Origin of the sequence: Streptomyces sp. NPDC088810 (genome assembly GCF_044750305.1) — a bacterium.
Classification (GTDB): Bacteria; Actinomycetota; Actinomycetes; order Streptomycetales; family Streptomycetaceae; genus Streptomyces.
The window spans coordinates 464,802-489,957 of the sequence record NZ_JBIVJQ010000005.1; the positions used below are offsets into that span (position 1 = coordinate 464,802).

The following is a 25,156-nucleotide window of genomic DNA, read 5'->3' on the forward strand; positions in this document are numbered from 1 at the left end:
GTGCCGCCCGGGGGGCCGGGCGGCACAATCGATCACCGGGTCGAAAAGGGATCAGCGGGGTCCGAGGCTCCAGCGCGGGCCCTGCGGGCCGTCCTCGATGGCCAGCCCGGACTGCTTGAGCTGGTCGCGGATGGCGTCCGCGGTGGCCCAGTCCTTGCGGGCCCGAGCGGACTCGCGCTGGTCGAGGACGAGGCGTACGAGGCTGTCGACCACGCCGTTCAGGTCCTCGCTCCGGTCGCCGGAGTCGCCGGCCCAGTGCGGGTCGAGCGGGTCGAGGCCGAGGACGCCGAGCATGGCCCGTACCTCGGCGAGCCGGGCGACGGCGGCTTCCTTGTCGTCGGCGGCCAGCGCGCTGTTGCCCTGCCGGACGGTGGTGTGCACGACGGCGAGGGCCTGCGGGACGCCCAGGTCGTCGTCCATCGCCTCGGCGAAGGCGGGCGGGACCTCGGCGGCCGGATCGACGGTCTTCCCGGCCAGCTCGGTGACCCGCTGGACGAAGCCCTCGATCCGCGCGAACGCGGACTCGGCCTCGCGCAGGGACTCCTCGCTGTACTCGATCATCGAGCGGTAGTGCGGGGTGCCCAGGTAGTAGCGCAGGACGATCGGGCGCCACTGCTTGACCATCTCGCTGACCAGCACGCTGTTGCCGAGCGACTTGGACATCTTGTCGCCGGCCATGGTGACCCACGCGTTGTGCACCCAGTACTGGGCGAAGTCGTCGCCGTAGGCCTTGGCCTGGGCGATCTCGTTCTCGTGGTGCGGGAAGATCAGGTCGAGTCCGCCGCCGTGGATGTCGAAGGCGGTGCCCAGGTACTTGTGCGCCATGGCGGAGCACTCCAGGTGCCAGCCGGGGCGCCCCGGTCCCCAGGGGGTCGGCCAGGTCGGCTCGCCCGGCTTGGCCGACTTCCACATGGCGAAGTCCCGCGGGTCCCGCTTGCCGGTCTCGCCCTCGCCGGACGGCTGGAGCAGGTTGTCCAGCTCCTGCCGGGACAGTTCGAGGTAGCGCGGGAAGGACCGTACGTCGAAGTAGACGTTCCCGTCGGCCTCGTAGGCGTGCCCGCGCTCGATGAGGCCCTGCATCATCTCGACCATCTCGGTGATGTGGCCGGTGGCGCGGGGCTCGTACGTCGGCGGGAGGCAGCCGAGGGCGGCGTAGCCCTCGTTGAAGGCGCGCTCGTTGTCGTACCCGATCGACCACCACGGGCGGTTCTGCTCGTGGCTCTTGGCGATGATCTTGTCGTCGATGTCGGTGACGTTGCGGATGAACGTCACCTGGTAGCCGCGGTACTCGAACCAGCGGCGCATGATGTCGAAGTTCAGGCCCGACCGGATGTGCCCGATGTGAGGGGCGGCCTGCACGGTGGCGCCACACAGGTAGATCGAGACACAGCCCGGCTTGAGCGGGGTGAAGTCACGGATCTGCCGGGCGCTGGTGTCGTACAGGCGAATCGTCACCACTCCAGAGTAGTGGGCCCCGGGCAGTGCCACGCCCCTTCCCACCGCCAACCCGCCCCCTCAAGGACGAGGTCCCGCCCTCACAGCCTCCCGACCACCTTCCGCGGCCGGATCCGGACCACCACCCGCTGGGCGTCCTGGGCCGACGCGGGGTTGAAGTCCGCGTAGTCCTTGCCGGTGTACTTGCGGCTGAGTCGGTCGATGAGTTCCGGGCCGCCGTCCGTCGTCAGTTCGGCGGTGCCACGGATCTCGGCGTACTCGTACGGCTCGTCGGGGTTGAGGACGGCGACGGTCACCCGGGGGTCGCGGTCCAGGTTGAGGTACTTGCGGCGGTCGACCGTGGTGGAGAAGAGGAGGTCGTCGCCGTCGCGCATCACCCAGACCGGGGACAGCTGCGGGCTGCCGTCGGGCTGGACGGTGCCGACGACGATGAACACCTTGCCGTCGAGCACGGACTTCAGGCGGTCGGACAGTACGGCGGACATGGGTACCCTCCGGAGTCCCGGGATCACTGGTGGTCGTGTGGGTACCCTCGCACGCCGTCAGCTCACCCGCACCACGAGTGCCGTCGCCACCGCCATCAGCCCCTCCTCGCGGCCCGGGAAGCCGAGGCCGTCCGTCGTGGCGCCCGAGACGGAGACGGGCGCGCCGGCCGCCTCGGACAGGATCTTCTGGGCCTCGTCCCGCCGCTTGCCGATCTTCGGGCGGGGGCCGATCACCTGGACGGCGACGTTGCCGATGGTGAAGCCCGCCGCACGGACGATCCGGGCCGCCTCGGTGAGCAGGGTGGTCCCGGAGGCTCCCGACCACTCGGGGCGGCCCGTGCCGAAGTGCTGTCCGAGGTCACCGAGTCCGGCGGCGGAGAAGAGGGCGTTGCAGGCGGCGTGCGCGACCACGTCGGCGTCCGAGTGCCCGGCCAGACCGGGCCCCTCGCCCTCCCACTTCAGGCCCGCGCACCACAGCTCGCGGCCCTCCTCGAAGGCGTGGATGTCGGTGCCGATCCCGACCTGCGGCAGTACAAGGCCCGCCTCAGAAGCCATCGTTGAGCCTCCTGCGCGCCAGCACCGCCTCGGCGAGGACCAGGTCCAGGGGGCGGGTGACCTTGAAGGCCTCCTCGTGGCCGGGGACGGCCACGACCGGCACCCCCAGCTGCTCCGCCATGCTCGCGTCGTCGGTGACGTTCTCGGTGACGCTCTCGTGGGCGCGGACCAGGGTCGCCCGGTCGAAGCCCTGCGGGGTCTGCACGGCACGCAGCCGGGACCGCTCGGGAGTGGCGACGACCGGCTCGGGGTCGCCGGCCACGGCCGCGGGCGCGACCTCCTTGACCGTGTCGGCCAGCGGCAGCGCGGGCACCACGGCGGGGGCGCCGTCGCGTACGGCCTCGATGACCGTGTCGACCGTGTCGACGGGGACGAGGGGCCGGGCCGCGTCGTGGACCAGCACGATCCCGTACTTCGGCGGCAGCGCCTCCAGGCCGAGCCGGACCGACTCCTGGCGGGACTCCCCGCCGGGGACGACCAGGAAGTCGGTCCGCTCGGGCAGCGCGTGCGCGTCGAGCAGCGACTTGACGTCGGCGGCGCCCTCCGGCGGGGCCACGACGATCACCAGCGAGACGTGCCGGGACGCGGCGAGGGCGCGGATCGCGTGGATCAGCATGGGCGTGCCGTTCAGCGCGCGGAGTGCCTTGGGGGCGCCCGGACCCAGCCGCACGCCCCGGCCGGCGGCGGGAATCACGGCGGCGACGGGGGTCTGCGCGGGCGTAGGACGTGATTCGTCAGACATCGGATCCTGTCAGGTTTGTGTGCTCGACCTACGTGGGTATGGCCTGGAGGAGTGCCGGGCGCGACGCCTTGACCGGACCCTTTCCGTGACCCTGGTCGAGCCATCCGCCCGGGCCCGGCATCTCAAGTATCGGGGGGCTTTCCGCAGGCTTCCCCGAAGAGCACCCGCTGCGGGGACGAACATGCCGCAGCGCCCGGCGACAGGATCAGTGTCATCGGGCACCGCGGCATTTCACTGTGCTGAGCGTGCCGGAAGCGAAGGTTCGCTGCCGCTGCGCGTCAGGAGGCGAGCACCTCGTCGAGCAGGGCCTCGGCCTTGTCCTCGTTCGTGTTCTCCGCGAGAGCCAGCTCGCTCACCAGGATCTGGCGGGCCTTGGCGAGCATGCGCTTCTCACCGGCGGACAGTCCGCGCTCGCGCTCGCGGCGCCACAGGTCGCGCACGACCTCCGCGACCTTGATGACATCGCCGGAGGCGAGCTTCTCCAGGTTTGCCTTGTAGCGACGGGACCAGTTCGTGGGCTCCTCGGCGTACGGTGCACGCAGCACCTCGAAGACCCGGTCGAGCCCGTCCTGACCGACCACATCACGCACGCCGACGAACTCCGCATTGTCCGCTGGCACACGCACCGTGAGGTCACCCTGGGCGACCTTCAGCACCAAGTAGGTCTTGTCCACGCCTTTGATCTGACGAGTTTCGATGGCCTCGATCAGCGCGGCCCCGTGATGGGGATAGACCACGGTGTCGCCAACCTTGAACGTCATGTGACAGGTACCCCTTCCGTGGCTATCCAGGGTAACACGGATACGGCGTCTTCTGAATGGCGTTTTCGCAGGTCAGGGCATATCTCGGGGCTTGACAACAGCAACCGGAACGTGCTGCGGGGAGTCCGCGGAAGTGGGTATTCGCAGGTCGGAGGGGCTCTCCGGGTGGGGTGAAACGCGTACGTTACACACCTCCGGAGGCGGTTCCAAGTGGCGGAACATCCCGATATGTCCCGTCTCAAGCGTACGACTTCCGCTACTCCGTTCGGTGACCGGAGTCGGATGTGAGCCGATTCCAGAATTGATCAACGACCGCCGGGCGGGTGCGCTGTGATCAATATCGGGAAGAGCCCGCATTCCTCCACGGAATTTTGCGAGGCGCTCCGGAGGCGTGTTGAGAGCGGTCACGGTCGCGTTATGTGAATGACGGACAGGCGGCTCCGCAATGTGACCCCGGAGTCACTCGGCCCCCGTGGGGTACCCCCACCTGGAGGGAAGCCCGGGGCTCGGGGAGGGTCGGGTGCGAGCGCCTGGGAACGGCTCGGTAACCTAAGGCCGCTGACAGACACTTAGGGCGGCTTTATAAGGGGAGCCGTCCGCGCGTTCAAGGAGTTGCCGCCGCCGTGAGCAGCAGCCTTCGACGCGGCGCCCTCGCCGCCTCCGCCATCGCCTTCTCGATCGCCTCGCTCGCCGCCTGCGGCGCCGGAAACGACTCGCAGACCCTGGAGATCAAGCCGGACAACGCGGCGACCAGCGTGGGCGACATCAAGATCCAGAACGCCCTGGTCATCACCCAGCCCGACCTGCACGCGACCGGTCCGGCGGTGATCTCCGCGACCCTGTTCAACGGCGGCCGCACCGACCAGACGCTCCAGTCGGTCACCGTGGAGGGCAGCGGCACGTCCGCCGAGCTGAAGCCGGCCAAGGGCCAGAGCCTGACCGTCCCGGCGGGCGGCTCGCTCGTCCTCGGCGGCAAGGACAACGCCTCCGCGACGCTGCCCAGCGGCCGCGAGGCCGTCCAGGACGGCAACGCCCAGAAGATCACCTTCACCTTCAGCGAGGCCGGCAAGGTGAGCCTGCGCGCCTTCGTGGTCCCGGCCACCAGCTACTTCGACAAGTGGGGCCCGACCCAGATCCCGTCGCCCTCGGCCTCCGCCGGCAGCGGCGCCCCGGGCGCCACCCCCTCGGGCAGCGCCTCCGCCGGCGGCAAGCCGCACAAGGGCCACGAGACGAGCCCCTCGGCCACCGCCTCCCAGTCGGCCGCCACCCCGAGCGACTCGGCCTCCCAGTCGGCCGCCGGCCACTGACGGGCCCTAGAAGCCGTACGCCTCGAGGGCGGCACCCCGCACGGGGTGCCGCCCTCGGTCGTGTCCGCGCGGTACGGCCTACGGCTCGAACTTGTACCCCAGCCCCCGGACCGTCACCAGATAACGCGGCGCGCCGGGATCGGGCTCGATCTTGGCGCGCAGGCGCTTGACGTGGACGTCGAGAGTTTTGGTGTCGCCCACGTAGTCGGCGCCCCAGACGCGGTCGATGAGCTGCATGCGGGTGAGCACCCGGCCCGCGTTGCGCAGCAGCATCTCCAGCAGGTCGAACTCCTTCAGCGGGAGGTCGACCTTGGAGCCGGCGACGGTGACCACGTGCCGGTCGACGTCCATGCGGACCGGGCCCGCCTCCAGTGCGGCCGGGGTGACCTCCTCCGGCTCGCCGCGCCGGCGCAGCACCGCGCGGATGCGGGCGACCAGCTCGCGCGAGGAGAACGGCTTGGTGACGTAGTCGTCGGCTCCTATCTCGAGACCGACGACCTTGTCGATCTCGCTGTCCTTGGCCGTCACCATGATCACGGGGACGTTGGAACGGCCGCGCAGCTGGCGGCAGACCTCCGTGCCGGGCAGGCCCGGCAGCATCAGGTCGAGGAGGACCAGGTCGGCGCCGTTGCGCTCGAACTCGTCCAGGCCGTCGGGGCCGGTCGCCGCGACGGCGACCTCGAAGCCCTCCTTGCGGAGCATGTACGACAGGGCGTCGGAGAAGGACTCCTCGTCCTCGACGACGAGCACTCGGGTCACGGAAGGACCTCCGGGGCGGGAAGCGGTTCGTACGGGGATGAATCGGTGCCGGCCTCGTCCTCGAGGTCCGGGTGCTGCTGTGCGCGGTCGCGGGCCGCGCCCGCCTCCGGCAGCCTGAGGGTGAAGGTGGAGCCCTGGCCTTCGGCGCTCCAGACCGTGACCTCCCCGCCGTGCGAGGCGACCACGTGCTTGACGATCGCGAGACCCAGACCGGTGCCGCCGGTGGCCCGCGAGCGGGCCGGATCGACCCGGTAGAAGCGCTCGAAGATGCGCTCCTTGTCCTTGTCCGAGATGCCGATGCCCTGGTCGGTCACGGCCAGCTCGATCATGTCACCGCCCGCCGCGGCCACCCGGCGGACGGCTATGCCGACGCGGGTGCGGGCCGGGGAGTAGTTGACGGCGTTCTCGACCAGGTTGCCGAGGGCGGCGGCCAGCTGCCCCCGGTTGCCCCAGACGTGCAGGTCGGCCGCGCCTCCGGCGGCGATGGTGATCTGCTTGGTGCCCGCCTGGTGCCGGCAGCGGTCGATGGCCTCGGCGACCAGCTCGTCCACCCGGACCGGCTCGGCGTCCTCCAGCGGGTCGTCGTTCTGCACCCGGGAGAGGTCGATCAGCTCCTGGACCAGGTTGGTCAGGCGGGTCGCCTCGATCTGCATGCGGCCCGCGAAGCGCTGTACGGCCTCGGGGTCGTCGGAGGCGTCCATGACGGCCTCGGACAGCAGGGAGAGAGCACCGACGGGCGTCTTCAGCTCATGGCTGACGTTCGCCACGAAGTCGCGTCGTACCGCCTCGATGCGGCGGGCCTCCGTCAGGTCCTCGACCAGCAGCATGACCAGGCGGGAGCCGAGTGGGGCCACGCGCGCGGAGACGGCGAGCGCCTCGCCGCGTCCGGTGCCGCGCCGGGGCAGGTCCAGCTCGACCTGCCGTATCTCCCCGTCCCGTCTGGTGTCCCGGGCCATCTGGAGCATGGGCTCGACGGCGAGCTTGCCGCCGCGGACCAGCCCGAGGGCGTACGCGGCGGAGCTGGCCTTGACGACGGCGTCGGCTTCGTCGAGGACGACGGCGGAGGAGCGCAGCACCGACAGTACGGTGTCCACGCCGGGCGGGAGTACGGGATCAGTGTGCAAGGAAGTCCTGGTCGGTCGCTTCTGGTCGCGTTCGCTCCAGCGGAACGCCAGGACGGCGATGACACCGGTGAGCACCCCGGCGATCGCTGCCGCTGCGGCGACCGCCGCGTTCACGTCCATGTCTCCAGGTTAGGCATGGGGTACGACATGACCACAGCCGTCGAGGTCCGACCTCGAACACTCGTCGCCCAGAGTTCACCTTGCAGCCAGTACCGGTTCATTTGGGGTGGCGGAAACAGACGCGTGCGGGTCGGAACGTGGGAGCGTGGGGACCAAGCACGCCAATGAGAGGGAACCCTGATGCGGGACGCGTACCACGAGGAACTGGACTCGATCGGCGACGGACTGGTGGAGATGGCCCGGCTGGTCGGCTCGGCGATCGGGCGCGCCACGACCGCCATGCTGGACGCCGACCTGAAGCTGGCCGAGAGCGTGATCGAGGCCGACCAGAAGGTCGACCAGCTCCAGCACGACCTGGAGGCCCGAGCGATAGCACTGCTGGCCCGGCAGCAGCCGGTGGCCACGGACCTGCGGATCGTCGTCACGTCGCTGCGGATGTCCGCCGACCTGGAGCGTTCCGGCGACCTCGCCCAGCACGTGGCGAAGCTGGCGCGGCTGCGCTTCCCGAACCGGGCGGTGCCGAACGACCTGCACGCCACGATCCTGGAGATGGGCCAGCTCGCGCAGCGCCTGATGGCGAAGGCCGCCGAGGTCATCATCACCAAGGACGTCGATCTCGCGCTCCAGCTGGAGCAGGACGACGACGAGATGGACCTGCTGCACCGCACCCTCTTCCAGCACCTGATCGACGACCGCTGGAAGCACGGCATCGAGACGGCCGTGGACGTCACCCTGCTGGGCCGCTACTACGAGCGGTACGCCGACCACGCCGTGGCCGTCGCCAAGCGGGTCGTCTACCTGGTCACCGGTGAGCACGCGGACGAGCTCCAGCAGGACATCCAGCCGGTGACGGGCGTCGACGGCGCGTAGCCCCTCCGGGGAGGGCCGGGTCCGGCGCGTGAACGCCTCCGTGCGCCGTTGATGCGCCCGGCGGAACGGGCATGGAATGGGCGAGGGCATCCCTGCCCAAGGTCTAGGAGGGTCCCATGGCCGAGTCCCCCAGCATCACGCCCGATCCCACGCAGGAGCGCGAGACCGAGCAGCCCGCCGAGATCAGGAGCCTTCCGTTGTTCGGCGCGTGCGGCTGCGGCTCCGGATGCAGCTGCGGGTGCCAGTCGGGCAATCCGTGCCAGTGCGGCTGAACGGCACCGGGCCGGTGTGAACGGGGTTCACACCGGCCCTTCGCCGTCCCGGATGCCCCTCCCGTCCGCCGGGCGCAGCATGGAAGCACCGGCGAGAACAGGAGGTGTGGGTCATGGCCAAGTTCATGGACGTACACCGCGGCATGCAGGGCATCACGGCCGACCAGCTGCTGGAGGCGCACCAGGCCGACCTCGCCCTCGAGGAGGACGAGTCCGTGCACTTCGAACACGCCTGGGCGGACCCGGAGTCCGGCACCGTCTACTGCCTCTCCGACGCTCCCTCGGCCGAGGCGGTCCAACGCGTCCACGAACGCGCCGGCCACCGCGCGGACGAGGTACACCCGGTACCGCTGGAGGCGTGAGGGCCAGAGGGGGAGTGGCTGCCTCGGCGCAGGCGGGATCAGCTCGGCCGCGGGGCGGGACCGGCGCGGCGAGCCGGGGCCAGGCCCCCGCGGTCGGCCGTGGGTCCTGGCGGGGACTACGGCCAGGCGGGGTCGCCGCCATATGTCTCCGGGCGGAAGTTCAGGCGGCGGGACAGCACCTCTCGGGCCACCTGGCTGACCGTGCGGCCGTCGGCGTAGGCGCGGGCGCGCAGGCGGTCCAGGGCCTGCTCGGGGTCGACGTCCAGTTGCACCATCACCATGCCGACGGCCTGGTAGACCTCGGTGTGGTCGGCCTCCGAGGCCGCCACCCAGGAGGCCACCGCGTCCTCCGTGTCCTCGTCCGGGCCGCCGCAGCCGCTGACCCGGAGGTTCATCAGGGCGAAGGTGACCGCGTCCCGCACCCACAGCGCCACCCGCAGATCGGGCGCGGCGAGCCCGCCCGCCTGCTCGCTGTAGAGGTCGAGCGTGCCGATGGCGGCCCCGGTGACGCCGAGCGGCAGGGAGAACACCGCGCGGGCGCCGAGAGCCACCGCCTCGTGCGCGAAGATCGGCCAGCGGCCGGCGTCGGGGCCCCGGGTGAGGTCGGCCGCGAGGATGGGGGCGCCCCGGTCGAGCGCGTCCTGGCAGGGGCCGTCACCCAGGGTGTACTGCAACTCCGCCAGCCGCGCGGCGACCCGGTCGCTGGCACACCACGTCACGCGGATTCCGGTGCCGCCGGAGATCGACACCGAGCAACCGGTGACGGGCAGCAGCCGCACGCACGCGGTGCACAGCGCGCCGGGTACGGCCTGTGGGTCGTCGGTACCCCGGGCGGCGGCGTCCAGCATCTCGCGGACCCGCAGCCGTACCTCGGCCTCGGGCGGCCCGCCACCGCCGGCCGACGGCCCGTACTTCTCGGGCGGCATGCTCATCACTCCCGCCACAGCACAGTTATCCACCAAATGATCCACTCATGTCCTGATATCGGGTTCCCAGGACGAGGGAAGTAACCGGCGGACCGGGCGGCGAAAAACGCGTTGCGGAAGACCCCCCTGATCGCCTTCCATCACCACCATGACCGATGGCGCCGCAGTCGACATCGCCGACGAACAGATCCTGAACGCGCAGATCATCCTCGGCATCAAAGCCCTCCGTGAGCACCTCGGCTGCTCGCTCCATGACGCCCTAAAGGCCTTCCGCGACAGGTACGAGGTGCTGCGGGAGGAACGGCCGGACGATTTCGTGTGCGGCCGTGCCGAGTACTGGGCGGGTTTCTTCTCCTGACGACGGCGCGGACGACGGCCGCCTACGCCGTCCGGACCGCCGCCCCCTGCTCCGGCTCCGGCTCGGCACGGCCCCGCGCCGGCTGCTCCTGGGGCAGGCGGCGCATGAGGACGCCGTAGCCGAGCCCCGCCGCCGTCCCGACGCCCGCGCACATGCCCCACAGCCAGCCCGCGCCGAGGTGGTCGATGACCGCGCCCGACATCAGCGGGGCGACGAGCGCGGCGACGGACCAGGAGAGGGTGTACATGCCCTGGTAGCGGCCGCGGCCGTGGACCGGGGAGAGGCGGACGACCAGGCCCGTCTGCGTCGGGGCGCTCACGATCTCGGCGAGGGTCCACACGCACACGGTGAGCATGAAGACGCCGACCGAGCCGGCGAAGGCGGTGAGCCCGAAGCCGTACCCGGCGAGGAGCGAGGAGGCGACCAGCAGGGTGCGCGGGTCGCGGTGCTCGATGAACCGGGTGACGGGGATCTGCAGGGCGACGATCAGGATGCCGTTGACGGCGATGGCCAGGCCGTAGTCGGCGGGCGAGAACCCGGCCCGCCCCATGGCCACCGGCAGTCCGACCGAGCCCTGCTGGAAGACCAGGGCGACGAGGAAGGACAGCCCGACGACGGCCATGTACCGCCCGTCCCGCAGCACCGTGCCGAGGCCGACCTCCGCCTGAGCCTGCTTGGCCGCGGGCGCGGGCCGCGACTCGGGCAGCTTCGCGAAGACGACGAGCGCGCAGGCCAGGGTCATCCCGGCCTCGATCAGGAAGCCGGCGCGATAGCTGACCTCGGCGATGAACCCGGCGGCCATGGAGGAGACCGCGAAGCCGAGGTTGATCGCCCAGTAGTTGAGGGAGAAGGCCCGTACCCGGTCCTCGGGGCGGACGATGTCGGCCATCATCGCCTGCACGGCCGGCCGGGAGGCGTTGGAGGCCATGCCGACGAGGAAGGCGACGCAGGCGATGGCGACCGGGTCGGCCATGAAGCCGAGCAGCGCGACGGAGGCGGCCGTGGCGGTCTGCGCGATGAGCAGCGTGGGCCGCCTGCCGAGCCGGTCGGCCATGACCCCGCCGCCCAGCGAGGAGACGACCCCGCCGAGCCCGTGCAGGGAGGCGACGAGACCGGCGTACGAGGCCGAGTACCCGCGCTCGAGCGTCAGGTAGAGCGCCATGAACGTGGCCACGAAGGCGCCCAGCCGGTTGACGAGGGTGCTGGTCCACAGCCACCAGAACGCGCGGGGCAACCCGGAGACGGATTCGCGGACGGCACGTCTCACACGGGCTGGCGACATCTCGGATCCCCCACGTTTGTAAGCAGCTCTGAACGACAGCACAACTTACAAACGGGGGTCTGGGCAGCACCACTCAATTAGCGGACGGCGTCCATCGGGCCGCGGGCGGACGTACGGCGCGACGGGCGGCGCCGCGCGGGGGCCTCCCGTCCCGCGGCCGGGTACGACGGGGTCCGGGCCGCCCGCTCGAAGCGGCTCGGGAACGGGTACTTCCGCTCCAGGAAGGCGCGGATGGCCGTCTGCGCCGCCGCCCGGTCCGCCGGGGCGGTGTCCACGTCGTTGAGGCAGAAGAAGTCCACGTCCTCACCGGCCGCGAGGCGCGCCAGGCGGCGCCGCATGTCCGGGGTGCCCAGCTGGACGTACCGGAAGCTGTACTCCGCCGGCACCGCCCGGCCCGTCGCGATCGCCCAGTGGTGGTGCAGCGTGGACGCCGGGGCGACGTCGGAGGTGGACCGGAAGCGCGAGTACGACGTCCGCTCCAGCTCCTCGATGCCGAGGCTCTCCATCTCCCGCATGACCGACAGCAGTTGGGGGTGCGGGGTGTGCAGCGACTTGTGCGTGACGTACCTGCCGTGGAAGCGCCGGATCACCTCGCGGGCGTTCTTCCCGGCCGAGTTCGGCGCGGGCTCCAGCGGGTGCGGGGCGCCGACCCCGAGCTTGAGCGGGGACAGCGGGATGCGGGCGATGCCGTTGCCGTGGAAGAAGTTCTCGGCCCGCACCGGCCGGTTGATGAAGACGTCGTCGTTGAAGTAGAGGTAGTGCTCCGACAGGCCGGGGATGTGGTGCAGCCGGCTCTCTATCGCGTGCGAGTTGAAGACGGGCAGCGCGTCGGCCGGGAGGATGTCCCGGTGGTCGACCACGGTCAGGCCCGCCGCCTCCGGGTCCAGCCAGGACGGTGTCTGCGAGTCGGTCACGAGATAGACGTTCCGGATGAAACCGGCGTACATCTCCAGCGACCGCAGCGCGTACTTCAGCTCGTCGTGGCTGGTGTAGCGGGAGGCGCCGGTCTCGCGCGGGGCGATGACGTTGTCGGAGAGCGCCTGGTGGGCCCGGCGCTTCACGGCCATCGCCGGGTCGTCCCCGTCGACCCAGGTGTACACGGCGTCGACGGGGAAGCAGACCTGGTCGATCCCCGGCTCGGCGAAGGCCGCGAACGTCGGCACGGCCCGCCGCGCCCCACCGCCCCCGGCCGGCACCGGCTGCTGCCCCGCTCCCGTCGCCGCACGCTGCTCCGGCATCGCCACCAGAGGCTGCTCCGCCGCCGTACCCGGCTCCCGCCCCGCGACCGCGGTCGGCTGCCAGGAATCCGTCGGCAGCACCTCGGACACGGCGTTGCGGCGTGGAGCGACCAGCGCCGGACCGAAGTCGTCCTGCAACCGGGTCCCCGGCACGGTCAGGTGCGCCGGGTCCGCGCCCAGCTCCCGCCCGTACCGCCAGAACTCGATGTCGCAGCCCGCCTCCAGCCCGCCGAGCACCTGCCCGCCGGGCCCCAGCCGCACCAGCCCGGCCCGCAGCACCTGCGCCGCGCGCAGCGCCCGCGGCAGCCTGCCGTCGGCCCACAGCACCGCGCTCGTCACCGCACCGTCCGGCCCCACCGCACCGACGTACGCGGCACTGTGCGCGAAGTGCCGCCCCGCCTGGGCGAGCACCGCGCTGCGGTACGACTCCGCCACCCCGACCACCGGCCGCGGCACCCCGGGCCCCTGCTCGGCGGGGACCAGGAAGTACGGCACGCCCGCCGACTCCAGCAGGGCGCACACCTGCTCCAGGTCGGCGGCGGCGGCCTCCGCCGCGGTGTACCCGGCGACCGTACGCCCGTACAGCCGTACCGGTCCGCAGGCGACCCGGCGCAGCCCCGGGACGGCGGCGCGCAGCCGGCGGCGGGCCGGGGCGGCGCGCAGCGCCCAGAGGCGGGCCGACAGCCACAGCCGCAGGCGCACCAGGAGGTCCCGGACGGCCCGCAGTCCCGGCGTCGGCGCCGCGAGACGGTCACGGAGGTCGATGGCCATGGCCGCCGCCCGTCAGCTCTGCTTCTCGAAGGGGCTCGGGAAGGGGAAGTAGTTCTCCAGGAACTCGTGCATCCGCACGCTGACCTGCTCCCGCTCCTCCGGCGGCACGTCGACGTCGTTCAGGCAGAAGAAGTCGAAGCGGCGGTTGCGGCGCAGGTCGTTCAGGCGGCGCTCGGCGTCGGGCCGGCTGATGTTCACGTACCGGAAGCTGAACTTGCCGGGCACGCCCTGGCCGGTCATCAGCGCGTACTGGTAGAGCAGCGGCGCGGTCATGGCGATGTCCTGCGGCGAGCGGAACCGGGACGCGGTGGTGCGCCGGATGTCCTCCGCGAACAGCTCCTCCAGCGCCAGCAGGGTGCCGCGCTGCTGCGGCAGCGGGGTGTGCATGAAGTTGTTCGTGGTCATCCGCCCGAACTTCTCCAGCAGCAGCCGCCGTACGTTCTTGCTGGCGGAGTTGGTGGCGGTCTCCTCGGCGTGCGGCTTGCCGACGCCGATCTTCAGCGGCGACACCGGGATCTTCATCAGACCGCTGCCGAAGAAGAAGTGCTCCGGGGTGACCCGGCGGCCGACGAACACGTCGTCGTTGAAGTACAGGTAGTGCTCGGACAGGCCCGGTATGTGGTGCAGCCGGGTCTCGATCGCGTGCGAGTTGAAGACGGGCAGCACGTCCGCGGGGAAGATGTCGCGGTGGTCGACGACCGTGATCCCGGGGGCGGTGTCGTCGAGCCAGTGCGGCTTCTGGCCGTCGGTCACGATGTAGATGTGCCGGATGAAGTCGGCGTACATCGCGAGCGAACGCAGCGAGTACTTCAGCTCGTCGTGGCTGGTGTAGCGGGAGGCGTTGGTCTCCTTGTCCAGGATCTCGGCCATGCCGTGCTCCTGGTACCGGGCCCGCTTGGCCCGCATCGCCGGCTCCTCGCCGTCCACCCAGGTGTAGACGACGTCGACCGGGAAGGTCACCTGGTTCACGGTCGGCAGCGTCAGCGGGGCGAAGCTCGGCAGCTCCCGCTCGCCGACCCGCACGGTGACCGGCTTCTGCTCGCTCACCGGCAGCACGTCCGTGATTCCGTTGTTACGGGGCGTGACGAGCGACTCGGCGAAGATGTCCTCGGACGCCTGCGGCTGCACCTTGGCCAGCCGCCGGGGCCCGTCGGCGGAGGCGAGCAGCTCCCCGCCGTCCTCCCAGAACTCCACGTCACAGGCCAGCTCCGGCCCGGCGAGCAGCTGGCCGGCGGGGCCGAGGTGGTTCTCGCCGACGCGCAGCACGGGAGCGGTGCGCAGGGCGGCGGGCAGGACGCCGTCCAGGAACAGGGCCGGGTTCTTGAGCTGGCCGCCGGGCAGCGGCCGGCCGATGAACACGGCCGTCCCCGCGTGCCGCGCCTCCAGCGCGGTGAGCAGCCGCTCCCGGTCCACGGCGTTCACGCCGACCGTGTAACGGGCCCGGGACGACACCAGGAAGTAGGAGATCCCCTCCTGCTCCAGCGCGCCGACCACCAGATCCAGGTTCGAGGCGGCCGCCTCGGCGGCGCTGAACCGGTCCACGACCCGGCCGTAGAACTGCTGGCCGCGCACCGCGACCGGGCGCAGCACCGGATCGGTGACCGCGGCCTTGCGGCGCCGTCGCATGGTACGGAGCTGCCACACCCGCTCGGCGGCCTTCCGCTCGACTCGCGGTCGCATCCGCCGCGCAAAGGAACGCACGGTCACGTTCTGTGCTCCTCTTCCTGACCCCTCAACTTCCTGCGATAAGCAGACACACGAATGTGGCGAATGGTTGTACGAGAATTAACCGAAACTTAGCGAGCCGGGCAACGCGCTCGAAGCCGGCCCATGGGCGGCCGTGCCAGGGCGCCCGCGCGCGTCCCGTCCCGGAACCCCCTTAGGTAGGCTCGAGGCCATGGCCGACGCACCGTACAAGCTGATCCTCCTCCGCCACGGCGAGAGCGAGTGGAACGCGAAGAACCTGTTCACCGGCTGGGTGGACGTCAACCTCAACGAGAAGGGCGAGAAGGAGGCAGTCCGCGGTGGCGAGCTCCTGAAGGACGCCGATCTCCTGCCCGACGTGGTCCACACGTCCCTCCAGAAGCGTGCGATCCGCACGGCCCAGCTGGCCCTGGAGGCCGCGGACCGCCACTGGATCCCCGTCCACCGCTCGTGGCGCCTGAACGAGCGCCACTACGGCGCCCTCCAGGGCAAGGACAAGGCGGCGACGCTGGCCGAGTTCGGCGAGGAGCAGTTCATGCTCTGGCGCCGCTCGTACGACACCCCGCCCCCGCCGCTGTCGGACGACTCCGAGTTCTCCCAGGCGAACGACGCCCGCTACGCCTCCATCCCGCCGGAGCTGCGCCCGCGCACGGAGTGCCTGAAGGACGTCGTCATCCGGATGCTCCCCTACTGGTACGACGCGATCGTCCCCGACCTGCTGACCGGCCGCACGGTCCTGGTCGCCGCCCACGGCAACAGCCTGCGCGCCCTGGTCAAGCACCTGGACGGCATCTCCGACGCCGACATCGCGGGCCTGAACATCCCGACCGGCATCCCCCTCTACTACGAGCTGGACGCCGACTTCAAGCCGCTGACCCCGGGCGGCAAGTACCTCGACCCGGAGGCGGCAGCGGCCGCGATCGAGGCGGTCAAGAACCAGGGCAAGAAGAAGTAAGCGCCCACCAGTAAGCCCCCTGCCTGCGGTTTCTTCGCTGGGAGGGGGCTTGCTGCTGCGCTGGGGCCGTCTCTGGGCCGTACGGTGCCGCGGGCCGCGCAAACTCACTCTGAAGTGGAAGACGGTCGCGGGGGGCTGATCCGGAGACGTAGCTCAGCGTGGACCCTGGCTTGTGGCCTTGCTTGGGCTCTGTAGGCCAGATCCTCGAAGTAGATCATTGCCTTCGTCGTCAGCTCGCGCTCCCGGTAGATGTAGGGCGCCAGTACGCTCCACATGTTCACAATGTTCTGCCCTTAAGAACCTATGATCAGCCGCTCGTCCAAGCGGAGCCCTTTTCCACGCGTTCGCCCACAGCGCCCGAAGGGGCCCCAGATGATCGCAGCTTCCCAAGCTGAGGGTTCAGACGCCGTTATCACGCGCCGGCCCTCGTAGATTGCTCTGGTCGACCGCGCCGGTGGCGTGGCTGAGGCCGGTGGGGGTGCAGCGAGGCATACGCGTGCGTGATCGGGCGACGCGCGTGCCGTGGTGGCTACTGGTGGTGCTTTCTAACCGGCACTCGGATGGCCGGAGGCCTCACCGCCGCGAAGTGAGTGCCCTGGTGCCCTCATCAGGGCACTCCTAGCCCGTCTCGTCCTGTTGCTGCCAGACACGGGGCCAGTTGCCGGACGGTGGGGGCGGCCCCGAGATGCCCAGGTCACGGCGTGCAAGTGCGTAGAAGTCGTCACGTGCTCGGCTCATCTGCCGAACCGCTCTCTCCCAACCGGCAAGGTCGTCCTTCAGGCCTCGAGCATAGAGTTCGACATTCCACACAGCCTCGTGCCACTTTCGAGCCGCCCCTATGGTCTCGGCATCCCCTACGAGCAGGACGGATTCCCACTCGGCTGCACGCCGCGCCTCGGCCTCGGCAAGCTGTGCGAGGCCCTGTTCCGGATGCAGAGGGTCCACAGCGTGCTGGAATCCCCTTGCTGCCCCTATGCGCTGCGCAATGTTGATCTGATGTTTCAAGGTGTTTGCATAGGATGCGTAGGTGTCCAGCCTCTTCTGATCCCAGCGTTCGGCTCTGGCCCGTCGCCACCGGTTCCGTTCCGTGAGGCTGGCCGCCACGTAGGAGCCGACGGCTCCTACGACTACGCCGGCCAAAGCAGGCAACTGCTCCCACAACGCCGATCCCCCTTGTGAGTAATGCAGACAGTCGGAGACACACTGCCGTACTGAGCGGCTTCGGGGTAGGTGGCACGTTCCCGTGAGGAAGCCAGGCGAGGCCACTGACAACGACCGCCGGACGGACCGTCTCAGTTTCGGTCTCATTCAGCGCGGTTCACCAGCGTTCAGCCAGCGCCGAGAGCCGATCCCAGCTTGGCGGCGAGCGCCCAACAGACGCCGGTGAACCTCTCTGCACACCGTCCAGCACCCCACCAACGCAGCTGGAAAGCGTGCACTTCGAAGAGCGCTCGACGTACTGACCCGCGTGCACCGGCTCGCCCGATCCCCTTGGCCATGCGCCCTGCCCTGGGTAAGCCAGGTGTCCCAGGCTGGATTCTCGGACCCAAGACACAACGCGAGATGACAAGGTCTGAGGGCCCCCGGCTGGGCCGTCCCTGGGCCATCCGAGGATGCTCAGCAGTGGCCCGACCAATGACGACCACCAGGCGCACGGGCCTGCCGTCTCTGAACAGGGAAAACACAGGTCATCAAGATCCCCGGCAAGACCCAGGGCAAGAAGAAGTAGCTCGCGTGATCATTCCCCTGCTCTGCACCGAAAGCGCAGAGCAGGGGAATTTCGGCGGTGCGGGACCTCCCTGGAAACCCGCTCTCGGCTGCCGTACACCAGCTCGCTGCGCTCGCGCGGGAGCGCCCGGCGGCGCGTGGCTGCGGGGCGCCTGGTGCGGGTTAGTCGATCTGCTCTCCGTCGTGCGTACCGCCCTTGCAGGTGTTGTCCGACAGATCGGCCATTCCACCGCCCTGCCTGCACTCGGAAGGGGTGACGGCGGATGGCGCACCCTGTGCGGCGGCGGCTGTGGCGGCGCCTGTGAGGCCGAGTCCGGCGAGGGCTGCCGTGGCGATGACGGCGGCGAGGATTCGTCGAATGCGCATTTGGTTCGCCTTTCACGGATTGCCTCGGTTGGGGCACTAATCAGCCTGATCTTCACCCATGTGGGTGGCACGTCATGTTGAGCCATTCGGGTGACAGTGCTGTCGGAGGAGATCACGCCGGCCGGATGGTGCCGGCGCAGGGTGGACATGCCTCCCCTCCCTCGAGGGCACTCGGCCAGTGAGCGTGGAGGTACTGAGATGAGTGCCGGAGAGAAGGCCAAAGCAAAGGCCGAGCAGGTTGTCGGAAAGGCCGTACGGACGCTGGCTCACGCGGTGCACAAAAATGATCTCGCAGTAAAGGGTGCCGCCCTAGAGGCGCGGGGCAAGATGCGGGGCGCCAAAGAGGGGATCAAGGGCTCCTTCAAGCACTGAAACTGTCACCACCTGCGAGGGTGGTCCAGCGGCGGTGGCCGGGTTGCGCTGACGGCGCGGATCGGGGGCATGCTCGCGGTCCGGGCCCGCTGCGGGCCGCGTCCTAGTCCTCCGGCTCCCACCCCTGGAGCTGGTCGAAGAGAACTCGGTCGCCGTCGAGCGTCAGGGAGTCCACCGGAATACGGCCGTACAGAACGAGGACCAGGTCGCCGGCCGTGCCCCGGGCGGAGGCGTCGGCCGCGTCCGGGGCCTCGCCCGCAGCCGTGGTGAGACGGGTCGACCGTGCGCCGTCGCCGGAGAGCGTGAGGCGCCACGAGCGGCCCTCGGTGGCGTGGAAGTCGAGGGCAGCGGGCTTGTGCGGCCTGGCACTCGTCGTTGCGCAGCAGGTGGACAGGAACTCCTCCACGCCGTCGAGAGCCACCTCGTCCGGCAGCGGCTGCGCGCTGCCCAGGGTGAGCTGGGCAGCTGCTCCGTCGACTCGGCCGACCAGGCCAGCAGGGCCTCGCGCTCCCGGGGCACTTCCGGAGACGGCTTCGGCGGGCGCGTGTCGGCGGGGCCTGCGGCGACGTTGCCGGCCCGGTAGCGCTGCCCCCCGCCCAGATGCTGCACCAGATCGAACAGCGTCCACCCGGGGCAGGTCGGCACCTGCACGTCGAGGCCGGACGCGGAGGCGACCGCGGCGCGGAAGGCGGTCGAACGCTTGGCACTCAGCAGGGGCCGGCCGCCACGTCAGGCTCCCCCGGCAGCTTGTACGCACCATCCGAAGACACCGCCGACCTCGCCGCACTGGTGGACGAGGCACGGACAACGCGTGATCAGCTTGTGGGGTGGAGACCATCATCGCCAGCGGTATAGCCGTCCTGGGAACGCTGCTCGGTTCGGGGATCACCCTGGCGTTCCAGCAGCGCACCGCCGACAGGGGCCACCGGTTCGCCCGCCGGGAGAAGCTCCGGCAGGAACGACTCGATGCCTACTCCGCCTACGCCGGCGCGTTGGTCAACTACCGCCGCTGTCTGGTCCACCTCTGGTTCTGCGAGCACGAGCAGCCGCCACCAGAGGACCCCGACATGGTGCGGATCCGCGCCTACGACCTACGCTTCCACGCCCAAGAGGCGCTGTTCCGGGTCCAGATGCTCACCGATGACGAGGCGTTGAGCGGGGCCGCGGAGGACGTGCTCGCAGACGTGACGGCGCTGCCCAAGACAGGCAGCAGAAACGAACTCGATGACGCCAGGGTACGGACCCGTGACGACATCAGCCGACTGGTCAGAGCAGCCAGGCAACACCTGTGACAACACCGGACCAGTCAGGTCAGGTCCGGTACGCAGCCGAACCAGTTCACCACGTGGTCGTCCCTCGTGTAGCCCAGGCATCGCATGGTCCTGTCGTGGAGGGTGCTGGTGCCGTCGAGGGACTCGCCCAGGTAGTCGGTCTTGTGGCGGGGCTGGACGAGGGTGTCGATGTCGATGAGGTACCAGCGGTGCCGCTGGTCCGGGATGTCGCAGCCGCGGGCGGTGACGTTGCGGCTGGGGCCCTCGCTCCATATGGGGCGCTCGGCGCGGTCGCAGTGGGCCCTCCCGGATGCGGCGGCGGTGCCGGCGCCGGTGCCGAGCAGGGCTGTGGCGCCTGCGGCCAGCGCCGCGGCGGCGCCGAGCAGGCGGTGTGCGGTGCGGTTCGTCAAGGGGTCCTCCTGGCAGGTGGGGCCTGACGTGAGCCTCACACGCTCTCCGGCGTCCGTCCTGGCGGGCGGGGGGCTGGTCCCACGTCCCGGTGACGGGCGTGGTGCCAATGCAGCAGCGGGAGTGACGCGGCTCACATGCGGCGGTGTCACATCCTCGCCGCCCCCTCCGTCAATGAGGTGCAAGCAGCCGCAACCACCCAGGAGCACACCATGGACGCTCGGCTCAACCTTCACGCCAACCCCGTCGCCGGCAAGCTGTTCAAGCACTTCAACGCCGCCGGGAAGGTGATCGCGGAGTCCACGCTGCCCGCTGCCACGCAGGAGCTGGTGAAGCTCCGGGCCAGTCAGATCAACGGGTGCGGGTTCTGCACGGACATGCACACCAAGGAGGCCCTGCACCACGGGGAGACGCAGACCCGGCTGAACCTGGTCGCGGCCTGGCGGGAGGCCACCGTGTTCAGTGACGCCGAGCGGGCCGCGCTGGAGCTGACGGAGCAGGGGACCCGGATCGCCGACGCGGCCGGCGGGGTCCCGGACGAGGTCTGGGCGAACGCCGCCAAGCACTACGACGAGGACCAGCTCGCCGCCCTGATCGCCCTCATCGCGCTGATCAACGCCTACAACCGCGCGAACGTCATCGTCCAGCAGCCCGCCGGCGACTACGTGCCCGGGATGTTCGGCTGAGGCTCAGCGGCTCACCGTCACGGGTGCATCCTCGCGCCCTTCAGGACCTTGTCCACGCCGTTCCGGGGGCCGTACACCGCCAGGCCCACCAGGTCCAGGTCGGCCGTCGGGACGGCGCGGACCGCAGCGCGGTTGTCGCGGTCGTGGCCCGTGGCGAACAGGTCCGCCGTGAACACCGCGCAGGGCAGGGCGCGGCCCAGTGCCCTGCCGTGGGCCGCCTTCAGGGTCTCCTTGGTGCCCTCGAAGACCAGTACCGGCTGGCGGAACATGGGCAGGTACGGCACCCCGTCCGCGTCCTCGTACGGGGCGCCGACCGCCTCGGGGACCGCACTGCCCAAGCCGCTGACCAGGAAGGCGGTGACGTTCAGCCGCTGCCAGGTCTCCAGGTCGTCGCGCAGCAGCACGGCGATCTTCGTGTCGAAGCGGACGGGGGCGGGACGGGGGTCGGCGTTCGGTTCGGTGTTCATGGAGTGAGACTCGCCGCTGGAGCGCGGCCTCGTCTTGTACGTTCCTTGCATGGCCGCCGGGCAGGAAGTCACCGCGTGGCGCCCCCGGGTCCCGGGCGTCACCGAGGTCTTCCACGCCCGCTTCACCGAGTACGCCTATCCGATGCACGTCCACGACGCCTGGACGCTGCTGATCGTGGACGACGGGGCCGTGCGGTACGACCTGGACCGGCACGAGCACGGCACCCCGCACGACACCGTGTCGCTGCTGCCGCCGCACGTGCCGCACAACGGGTCGCCGGCCACGCCGGGGGGCTTCCGCAAGCGCGTGGTCTACCTGGACAGCAGCCGGCTCGCGGAGGAGTTCATCGGGCCGGCCGTGGACTCCCCCGATCTGCGGGATCCCGTACTCCGGCGGCGCGTCGGGCAGTTGCACTCCGCCCTCGCCCGGCCCGGCGACGAGCTGGAGGCGGAGAGCAGGCTGGCCCTCGTCGCGGAGCGACTGCGGGACCATCTGCGCCGGCGGCCCCGGCAGGGACGGCTCGCGGATCCCGTACTCGCCCGTGAGCTGCGCGAGTTGCTGGACGCGCGGGTCGTCGAGGGGGTCTCGCTGGAGGAAGCCGGCCGGCTGCTGCATGCTCATCCGGCGCATCTCGTCCGGGCGTTCAGCGGTGCGTACGGCATCGCCCCGCACCAGTACCTGATGTCCCGGCGGGTCGGGCGGGCCCGGCGGCTGCTGCTCGACGGGCTGCCGCCCGGCGAGGTGGCCCCGGCGGCCGGGTTCTACGACCAGGCCCATCTCACCCGGCACTTCAAGAAGCTGGTCGGGGTCACCCCCGGTCGCTACCGTCCGCCGGGCGGTCGATCAGGTGCATGAACGCCTCCAGGTTCCGCGTGGACTCGCCGCGTGAGACCCGCCAGGCGTACTCCTTGCGGATCGAGGAGGCGAAGCCCAGTTCCAGGAGGGTGTTGAAGGCGCCGTCGGCCGCTTCCAGGACCTGGCCGAGGAGGCGGTCGATCTCGTCCGGGGTGACGCAGGCGAGGGGGAGCCGTGAGGTGACGTAGATGTCGCCGAGGCGGTCGACGGCGTAACTCACGCCGTAGAGCTTGAGGTTGCGCTCCAGCAGCCAGCGGTGGACGCCGGTCTCGTTCTCGTCGGGGTGACGGATGACGAAGGCGTTCAGCGACAGGGAGTGGCGGCCGACGAGGAAGGACACCGTGGTGGACAGCTTCCGGCTGCCGGGGAGCTTGACCACGTAGTTACCGGGCTCGGGGTTCTCCCACTCCAGCTCCGCGTCCTTGAAGACGCCCTCCAGGACCTGTCCGGCCTTCTCCACGTCACCCATGATGGGAGCGTACGCGACGGCGGTGGGACTGGGTCGCGGCCGTGTAGACGTCGGCGGTGGCGGCGGCGGCCGTGTCCCAGCCGAAGGACTGGGCGTGCCGGGCGGCGGCCTCGCCCATGCGCGGGGAAAGATCCGGCTGGTCGGCGAAACGGCGCAGGACGCGCGCGTAGTCGGCCGGGTTGTGGCCCTCGACGAGGAAGCCGGTCTCGCCGTCGCGCACGGCGACCGGCAGGCCGCCGACGGAGGCCGCGACGACGGGGGTGCCGGCCGCCTGCGCCTCCACGGCGACCAGGCCGAAGGACTCGCTGTACGACGGCATGACCAGCACGGACGCGGCCCGGAACCAGTCCGCCAGCTGCTCCTGGCCGACCGGCGGGCGGAACCGTACGACGTCCGCTATGCCCAGCCGGGCCGCGAGCTTCTGCAGGCCTTCCGGCTTGGCGAGCCCGCTGCCGCTGGGGCCGCCGACGACCGGGACGAGGATGCGGGAGCGCAGGTCGGGGCGCTCGTCCAGCAGGACGGCCACGGCACGCAGGAGGACGTCCGGCGCCTTCAGGGGCTGTATGCGGCCGGCGAAGAGCGGGATCAGGGCGTCCTGCGGGAGGCCGAGACGGGCGCGGGCGGCGGCCCGGCCGTCGGCGGTGCGGAAGCGGTCGAGGTTGACGCCGGGGTGGACCACGGCGACCTTGGCGGGCTCGGCCGCGTAGTGCCGTACCAGCTCGCCGGCCTCCTCGGCGGTGTTGGCGATGAGCCGGTCGGCGGCGGACACGATCTGGGTCTCGCCGATGACGCGGGCGGCGGGCTCGGGGGTGTCGCCGTCGGCCAGGTTGGCGTTCTTGACCTTGGCCATGGTGTGCATGGCGTGCACCAGGGGCACGCCCCAGCGCTGGGCGGCGAGCCAGCCGACGTGGCCGGAGAGCCAGTAGTGCGAGTGGACGAGGTCGTAGTGGCCGGGGCGGTGGCCGGCCCACGCCTGCATCACGCCGTGCGTGAAGGCGCACAGCTGGGCCGGGAGGTCCTCCTTGGCCAGACCCTCGTAGGGGCCCGCGTCGACGTGCCGGACGAGGACGCCGGGGGCCAGCTCCACGGAGGCGGGCAGGCCGCCGGCCGTGGCCCGGGTGAAGATCTCCACCTCGATGTTGATCGCGGCCAGCCGCTGGGCCAGTTCCACGATGTAGACGTTCATGCCGCCGGCGTCGCCGGTGCCGGGCTGGTGGAGCGGGGAGGTGTGCACGGAGAGCATGGCCACCCGGCGGGGCCTGCGGTGCAGCCGGAGCCGCGCGCCGGCCGACGGGGAACGTCGCCCGAGCCTGCTGACGTACTGGCTCACGTGGCGTTCCTCCTTGCTGCGGGCGTGCCTGCCGAGGGCCCACCTCGCCCTCAAGGGGGTCCAACAGCGAGCGGGTGCCCGGTCATTTCCCGAACAAGCGGCTTTGCCGAATCATTACCCCCAATCGCTCAACGGTTCGAATACGGATCGCGTCGGCGGGGTGCCCCGGGGGGCGCTTACCCTCGTACGCATGGCAGCCCGCGCAATGTCCCTCCCCCACCCTCGGCTTCGTTCGAGCAAGGGGACCCCCGTCGTGGGCACGGTGACGCGCGGGACGACCAACCCCAACCGGCTCCGCCGCATGGACCGCTGGATCGCGGCCGTGCACGGCGCCGCGCTGCGGCGCGCGAGCGATCCGGTGGCCGTCGACCTGGGCTACGGCGCCGCACCCTGGACGGCCGTGGAACTGCTGACCCGGCTCCGCGCGACGGCGCCCCGCGCGCGCGTGGTCGGTATCGAGATCGAGCCCGCCCGGGTCGCCGCGGCCCGGCCGTACGAGCGAGAGGGCCTGGTCTTCCGGCACGGCGGCTTCGAGGTGCCGGTCCCCGAGCGGCCGCTGCTGATCCGCGCGGCGAACGTCCTGCGCCAGTACGACGAGGACGAGGTGGCCGCGGTGTGGCGGCAGCTGTGCGCGCGGCTCGCGCCGGACGGGCTGCTGGTCGAGGGCACGTGTGACGAGATCGGGCGGCGGCACGTGTGGGTGGCGCTCGGCCCCGAGGGCCCGCGCACGGTCACCTTCGCCACCCGGCTCGGCTCCCTGGACCGCCCCTCCGACCTCGCCGAACGCCTGCCGAAGGCGCTGATCCACCGCAATGTCCCGGGCGAGCCGGTGCACGCCTTCCTCCGCGACTTCGACCGCGCCTGGGCCGCCGCCGCGCCGTACGCGGCCTACGGCGCCCGGCAGCGCTGGCTGCGCGCGGTAGGGGACCTGACGGCCGACTGGCCGGTGACGGACTCCCCGGCCCGCCGGCGGCAGGGCGAAGTGACGGTGGCCTGGGGCGCGTTGGCACCCCAGGGCGGACCGGGTCGGAGCTGACCCCCGCCCGGCCGGGTACTGCCGGCCCGGACACCGCCCGTCCGCACATCACCCTTGCGCGCTTCACCCGTTCGGGTCGCCGGAGACGGAACGATCCCCGTGCGTCGTTCGTCACACCGGC

The 25,156-nt window shown here is 71.0% G+C and carries 27 protein-coding genes and 1 pseudogene; 10 read left to right on the top strand and 18 right to left on the bottom strand.

Annotation, left to right across the window (positions count from 1 at the left end; all coding sequences use genetic code 11):
* Positions 1 to 51: 51 nt before the first annotated feature.
* From cysS to ACIP4Y_RS19930, 5 genes are all read right to left on the bottom strand, one after another.
* Positions 52 to 1,455 carry a cysteine--tRNA ligase gene (cysS, locus tag ACIP4Y_RS19910; RefSeq protein WP_401394967.1) on the bottom strand — a complete coding sequence of 468 codons (1,404 nt, stop codon included), beginning with the start codon at positions 1,453 to 1,455 and terminating at the stop codon, positions 52 to 54.
* Between the two features lie 80 nt (positions 1,456 to 1,535).
* Positions 1,536 to 1,940, bottom strand: coding sequence for a PPOX class F420-dependent oxidoreductase (locus tag ACIP4Y_RS19915; protein ID WP_401394970.1), 405 nt, complete (start codon positions 1,938 to 1,940; stop codon positions 1,536 to 1,538).
* Positions 1,941 to 1,997: 57 nt separating this feature from the next.
* Positions 1,998 to 2,495: a 2-C-methyl-D-erythritol 2,4-cyclodiphosphate synthase gene (gene ispF / locus ACIP4Y_RS19920; protein ID WP_358640358.1), complete on the bottom strand. Its 498-nt coding sequence runs from the start codon at positions 2,493 to 2,495 to the stop codon at positions 1,998 to 2,000.
* On the bottom strand, positions 2,485 to 3,237 hold the full coding sequence (gene ispD / locus ACIP4Y_RS19925) for a 2-C-methyl-D-erythritol 4-phosphate cytidylyltransferase (RefSeq protein WP_358640356.1): 753 nt from the start codon (positions 3,235 to 3,237) through the stop codon (positions 2,485 to 2,487). The genes ispF and ispD overlap by 11 nt, the downstream gene beginning before the upstream one ends.
* Positions 3,238 to 3,515: 278 nt before the next feature.
* Complete coding sequence (locus ACIP4Y_RS19930) at positions 3,516 to 3,998, bottom strand: CarD family transcriptional regulator (RefSeq protein ID WP_003953493.1); 483 nt, start codon at positions 3,996 to 3,998, stop codon at positions 3,516 to 3,518.
* A 623-nt stretch (positions 3,999 to 4,621) separates the two neighbouring features.
* On the opposite strand from ACIP4Y_RS19930, the gene ACIP4Y_RS19935 reads away from it, so the two are divergent.
* On the top strand, positions 4,622 to 5,305 hold the full coding sequence (locus ACIP4Y_RS19935) for a DUF461 domain-containing protein (RefSeq protein WP_401394974.1): 684 nt from the start codon (positions 4,622 to 4,624) through the stop codon (positions 5,303 to 5,305).
* Positions 5,306 to 5,383: 78 nt separating this feature from the next.
* On the opposite strand, the gene ACIP4Y_RS19940 is transcribed toward ACIP4Y_RS19935, so the two are convergent.
* Together ACIP4Y_RS19940 and ACIP4Y_RS19945 are read right to left on the bottom strand one after the other, a co-directional pair.
* Positions 5,384 to 6,064, bottom strand: coding sequence for a response regulator transcription factor (locus tag ACIP4Y_RS19940; RefSeq protein WP_030342036.1), 681 nt, complete (start codon positions 6,062 to 6,064; stop codon positions 5,384 to 5,386).
* Complete coding sequence (locus ACIP4Y_RS19945; RefSeq protein WP_401394977.1) at positions 6,061 to 7,308, bottom strand: sensor histidine kinase; 1,248 nt, start codon at positions 7,306 to 7,308, stop codon at positions 6,061 to 6,063. The genes ACIP4Y_RS19940 and ACIP4Y_RS19945 overlap by 4 nt, the downstream gene beginning before the upstream one ends.
* 180 nt (positions 7,309 to 7,488) lie before the next feature.
* Between ACIP4Y_RS19945 and phoU the strand changes: the two genes are divergently transcribed.
* Complete coding sequence (gene phoU, locus ACIP4Y_RS19950) at positions 7,489 to 8,178, top strand: phosphate signaling complex protein PhoU (RefSeq protein ID WP_358640350.1); 690 nt, start codon at positions 7,489 to 7,491, stop codon at positions 8,176 to 8,178.
* Positions 8,179 to 8,563: 385 nt separating this feature from the next.
* A complete protein-coding gene (locus ACIP4Y_RS19955) occupies positions 8,564 to 8,812 on the top strand; it encodes an SCO4226 family nickel-binding protein (RefSeq protein ID WP_358640348.1) in 249 nt (82 codons plus the stop codon).
* A gap of 116 nt (positions 8,813 to 8,928) precedes the next feature.
* Here ACIP4Y_RS19955 and ACIP4Y_RS19960 read toward each other — a convergent pair whose 3' ends face one another.
* A complete protein-coding gene (locus ACIP4Y_RS19960; RefSeq protein WP_401394981.1) occupies positions 8,929 to 9,744 on the bottom strand; it encodes a GAF and ANTAR domain-containing protein in 816 nt (271 codons plus the stop codon).
* Between the two features lie 142 nt (positions 9,745 to 9,886).
* Between ACIP4Y_RS19960 and ACIP4Y_RS19965 the strand changes: the two genes are divergently transcribed.
* Positions 9,887 to 10,096 (top strand): hypothetical protein, encoded by a 210-nt coding sequence (locus ACIP4Y_RS19965; RefSeq protein ID WP_401394984.1) that lies wholly within the window; start codon positions 9,887 to 9,889, stop codon positions 10,094 to 10,096.
* Positions 10,097 to 10,118: 22 nt separating this feature from the next.
* Here ACIP4Y_RS19965 and ACIP4Y_RS19970 read toward each other — a convergent pair whose 3' ends face one another.
* The 3 genes from ACIP4Y_RS19970 to ACIP4Y_RS19980 all read right to left on the bottom strand — a co-directional run bounded on the left by ACIP4Y_RS19970 (position 10,119) and on the right by ACIP4Y_RS19980 (position 15,067).
* Positions 10,119 to 11,378 carry an MDR family MFS transporter gene (locus ACIP4Y_RS19970; protein ID WP_401394987.1) on the bottom strand — a complete coding sequence of 420 codons (1,260 nt, stop codon included), beginning with the start codon at positions 11,376 to 11,378 and terminating at the stop codon, positions 10,119 to 10,121.
* A gap of 77 nt (positions 11,379 to 11,455) precedes the next feature.
* Positions 11,456 to 13,387, bottom strand: a complete 1,932-nt coding sequence (locus ACIP4Y_RS19975; protein ID WP_401394989.1) for a stealth family protein — start codon at positions 13,385 to 13,387, stop codon at positions 11,456 to 11,458.
* Between the two features lie 12 nt (positions 13,388 to 13,399).
* A complete protein-coding gene (locus ACIP4Y_RS19980) occupies positions 13,400 to 15,067 on the bottom strand; it encodes a stealth family protein (protein ID WP_401394992.1) in 1,668 nt (555 codons plus the stop codon).
* A 217-nt stretch (positions 15,068 to 15,284) separates the two neighbouring features.
* Between ACIP4Y_RS19980 and ACIP4Y_RS19985 the strand changes: the two genes are divergently transcribed.
* The gene (locus tag ACIP4Y_RS19985; RefSeq protein ID WP_401394995.1) at positions 15,285 to 16,046 is read left to right on the top strand and encodes a phosphoglyceromutase; all 762 of its coding nucleotides are present in this window, start codon (positions 15,285 to 15,287) and stop codon (positions 16,044 to 16,046) included.
* A 1,890-nt stretch (positions 16,047 to 17,936) separates the two neighbouring features.
* Here the strand turns inward: ACIP4Y_RS19985 and ACIP4Y_RS19990 are convergent.
* Entirely contained in the window at positions 17,937 to 18,140 is a 204-nt protein-coding gene (locus ACIP4Y_RS19990) for a hypothetical protein (RefSeq protein WP_401394998.1), read from the bottom strand.
* Positions 18,141 to 18,338: 198 nt separating this feature from the next.
* Here ACIP4Y_RS19990 and ACIP4Y_RS19995 point away from each other — a divergent pair, with 198 nt between their 5' ends.
* Complete coding sequence (locus ACIP4Y_RS19995) at positions 18,339 to 18,512, top strand: hypothetical protein (protein ID WP_401395001.1); 174 nt, start codon at positions 18,339 to 18,341, stop codon at positions 18,510 to 18,512.
* Positions 18,513 to 18,615: 103 nt separating this feature from the next.
* Here the strand turns inward: ACIP4Y_RS19995 and ACIP4Y_RS20000 are convergent, their stop codons facing one another.
* Together ACIP4Y_RS20000 and ACIP4Y_RS20005 are read right to left on the bottom strand one after the other, a co-directional pair.
* A complete protein-coding gene (locus ACIP4Y_RS20000; RefSeq protein ID WP_401395004.1) occupies positions 18,616 to 18,933 on the bottom strand; it encodes a hypothetical protein in 318 nt (105 codons plus the stop codon).
* 23 nt (positions 18,934 to 18,956) lie between these two features.
* Positions 18,957 to 19,163 (bottom strand): annotated as a pseudogene (locus ACIP4Y_RS20005) (maleylpyruvate isomerase N-terminal domain-containing protein); the annotation flags it as partial.
* 176 nt (positions 19,164 to 19,339) lie between these two features.
* Here ACIP4Y_RS20005 and ACIP4Y_RS20010 point away from each other — a divergent pair.
* The gene (locus ACIP4Y_RS20010; protein ID WP_401395007.1) at positions 19,340 to 19,804 is read left to right on the top strand and encodes a hypothetical protein; all 465 of its coding nucleotides are present in this window, start codon (positions 19,340 to 19,342) and stop codon (positions 19,802 to 19,804) included.
* 14 nt (positions 19,805 to 19,818) lie between these two features.
* On the opposite strand, the gene ACIP4Y_RS20015 is transcribed toward ACIP4Y_RS20010, so the two are convergent.
* Positions 19,819 to 20,193, bottom strand: a complete 375-nt coding sequence (locus ACIP4Y_RS20015) for a hypothetical protein (RefSeq protein WP_401395009.1) — start codon at positions 20,191 to 20,193, stop codon at positions 19,819 to 19,821.
* A 210-nt stretch (positions 20,194 to 20,403) separates the two neighbouring features.
* On the opposite strand from ACIP4Y_RS20015, the gene ACIP4Y_RS20020 reads away from it, so the two are divergent.
* Positions 20,404 to 20,877, top strand: coding sequence for a carboxymuconolactone decarboxylase family protein (locus tag ACIP4Y_RS20020; RefSeq protein WP_401395012.1), 474 nt, complete (start codon positions 20,404 to 20,406; stop codon positions 20,875 to 20,877).
* A 17-nt stretch (positions 20,878 to 20,894) separates the two neighbouring features.
* On the opposite strand, the gene ACIP4Y_RS20025 is transcribed toward ACIP4Y_RS20020, so the two are convergent.
* A complete protein-coding gene (locus ACIP4Y_RS20025; protein WP_401395014.1) occupies positions 20,895 to 21,395 on the bottom strand; it encodes a DUF2000 family protein in 501 nt (166 codons plus the stop codon).
* Between ACIP4Y_RS20025 and ACIP4Y_RS20030 the strand changes: the two genes are divergently transcribed.
* The gene (locus ACIP4Y_RS20030; protein ID WP_401395017.1) at positions 21,394 to 22,200 is read left to right on the top strand and encodes a helix-turn-helix domain-containing protein; all 807 of its coding nucleotides are present in this window, start codon (positions 21,394 to 21,396) and stop codon (positions 22,198 to 22,200) included. The genes ACIP4Y_RS20025 and ACIP4Y_RS20030 overlap by 2 nt on opposite strands.
* On the opposite strand, the gene ACIP4Y_RS20035 is transcribed toward ACIP4Y_RS20030, so the two are convergent.
* Positions 22,154 to 22,669, bottom strand: coding sequence for a YbjN domain-containing protein (locus ACIP4Y_RS20035; protein ID WP_401395020.1), 516 nt, complete (start codon positions 22,667 to 22,669; stop codon positions 22,154 to 22,156). The two genes, ACIP4Y_RS20030 and ACIP4Y_RS20035, sit on opposite strands and share 47 nt — an antisense overlap.
* Positions 22,662 to 23,999 (bottom strand): D-inositol-3-phosphate glycosyltransferase, encoded by a 1,338-nt coding sequence (gene mshA / locus ACIP4Y_RS20040; RefSeq protein WP_401395023.1) that lies wholly within the window; start codon positions 23,997 to 23,999, stop codon positions 22,662 to 22,664. The genes ACIP4Y_RS20035 and mshA overlap by 8 nt, the downstream gene beginning before the upstream one ends.
* A 253-nt stretch (positions 24,000 to 24,252) precedes the next feature.
* Between mshA and ACIP4Y_RS20045 the strand changes: the two genes are divergently transcribed.
* Positions 24,253 to 25,035 (top strand): class I SAM-dependent methyltransferase, encoded by a 783-nt coding sequence (locus ACIP4Y_RS20045; protein ID WP_401395026.1) that lies wholly within the window; start codon positions 24,253 to 24,255, stop codon positions 25,033 to 25,035.
* Positions 25,036 to 25,156 lie beyond the last annotated feature (121 nt).

Excerpts from the sequence above, each read along its gene's own strand:
- ACIP4Y_RS20020 (WP_401395012.1), top strand. The coding sequence starts at position 20,404 with ATGGACGCTCGGCTCAACCTTCACGCCAACCCCGTCGCCGGCAAGCTG.
- ACIP4Y_RS19975 (WP_401394989.1), bottom strand. The coding sequence starts at position 13,387 with ATGGCCATCGACCTCCGTGACCGTCTCGCGGCGCCGACGCCGGGACTG.
- ACIP4Y_RS20030 (WP_401395017.1), top strand. The coding sequence starts at position 21,394 with ATGGCCGCCGGGCAGGAAGTCACCGCGTGGCGCCCCCGGGTCCCGGGC.
- ACIP4Y_RS19980 (WP_401394992.1), bottom strand. The coding sequence starts at position 15,067 with ATGCGACCGCGAGTCGAGCGGAAGGCCGCCGAGCGGGTGTGGCAGCTC.
- ACIP4Y_RS19970 (WP_401394987.1), bottom strand. The coding sequence starts at position 11,378 with ATGTCGCCAGCCCGTGTGAGACGTGCCGTCCGCGAATCCGTCTCCGGG.
- ACIP4Y_RS19985 (WP_401394995.1), top strand. The coding sequence starts at position 15,285 with ATGGCCGACGCACCGTACAAGCTGATCCTCCTCCGCCACGGCGAGAGC.
- ACIP4Y_RS19990 (WP_401394998.1), bottom strand. The coding sequence starts at position 18,140 with ATGCGCATTCGACGAATCCTCGCCGCCGTCATCGCCACGGCAGCCCTC.
- ACIP4Y_RS19930 (WP_003953493.1), bottom strand. The coding sequence starts at position 3,998 with ATGACGTTCAAGGTTGGCGACACCGTGGTCTATCCCCATCACGGGGCC.
- ACIP4Y_RS19915 (WP_401394970.1), bottom strand. The coding sequence starts at position 1,940 with ATGTCCGCCGTACTGTCCGACCGCCTGAAGTCCGTGCTCGACGGCAAG.
- ACIP4Y_RS19995 (WP_401395001.1), top strand. The coding sequence starts at position 18,339 with ATGAGTGCCGGAGAGAAGGCCAAAGCAAAGGCCGAGCAGGTTGTCGGA.
- ACIP4Y_RS20035 (WP_401395020.1), bottom strand. The coding sequence starts at position 22,669 with ATGGGTGACGTGGAGAAGGCCGGACAGGTCCTGGAGGGCGTCTTCAAG.
- ACIP4Y_RS19960 (WP_401394981.1), bottom strand. The coding sequence starts at position 9,744 with ATGAGCATGCCGCCCGAGAAGTACGGGCCGTCGGCCGGCGGTGGCGGG.
- ispF (WP_358640358.1), bottom strand. The coding sequence starts at position 2,495 with ATGGCTTCTGAGGCGGGCCTTGTACTGCCGCAGGTCGGGATCGGCACC.
- ACIP4Y_RS20025 (WP_401395014.1), bottom strand. The coding sequence starts at position 21,395 with ATGCAAGGAACGTACAAGACGAGGCCGCGCTCCAGCGGCGAGTCTCAC.
- ACIP4Y_RS19945 (WP_401394977.1), bottom strand. The coding sequence starts at position 7,308 with ATGGACGTGAACGCGGCGGTCGCCGCAGCGGCAGCGATCGCCGGGGTG.
- ACIP4Y_RS19955 (WP_358640348.1), top strand. The coding sequence starts at position 8,564 with ATGGCCAAGTTCATGGACGTACACCGCGGCATGCAGGGCATCACGGCC.
- phoU (WP_358640350.1), top strand. The coding sequence starts at position 7,489 with ATGCGGGACGCGTACCACGAGGAACTGGACTCGATCGGCGACGGACTG.
- ACIP4Y_RS19965 (WP_401394984.1), top strand. The coding sequence starts at position 9,887 with ATGACCGATGGCGCCGCAGTCGACATCGCCGACGAACAGATCCTGAAC.
- ispD (WP_358640356.1), bottom strand. The coding sequence starts at position 3,237 with ATGTCTGACGAATCACGTCCTACGCCCGCGCAGACCCCCGTCGCCGCC.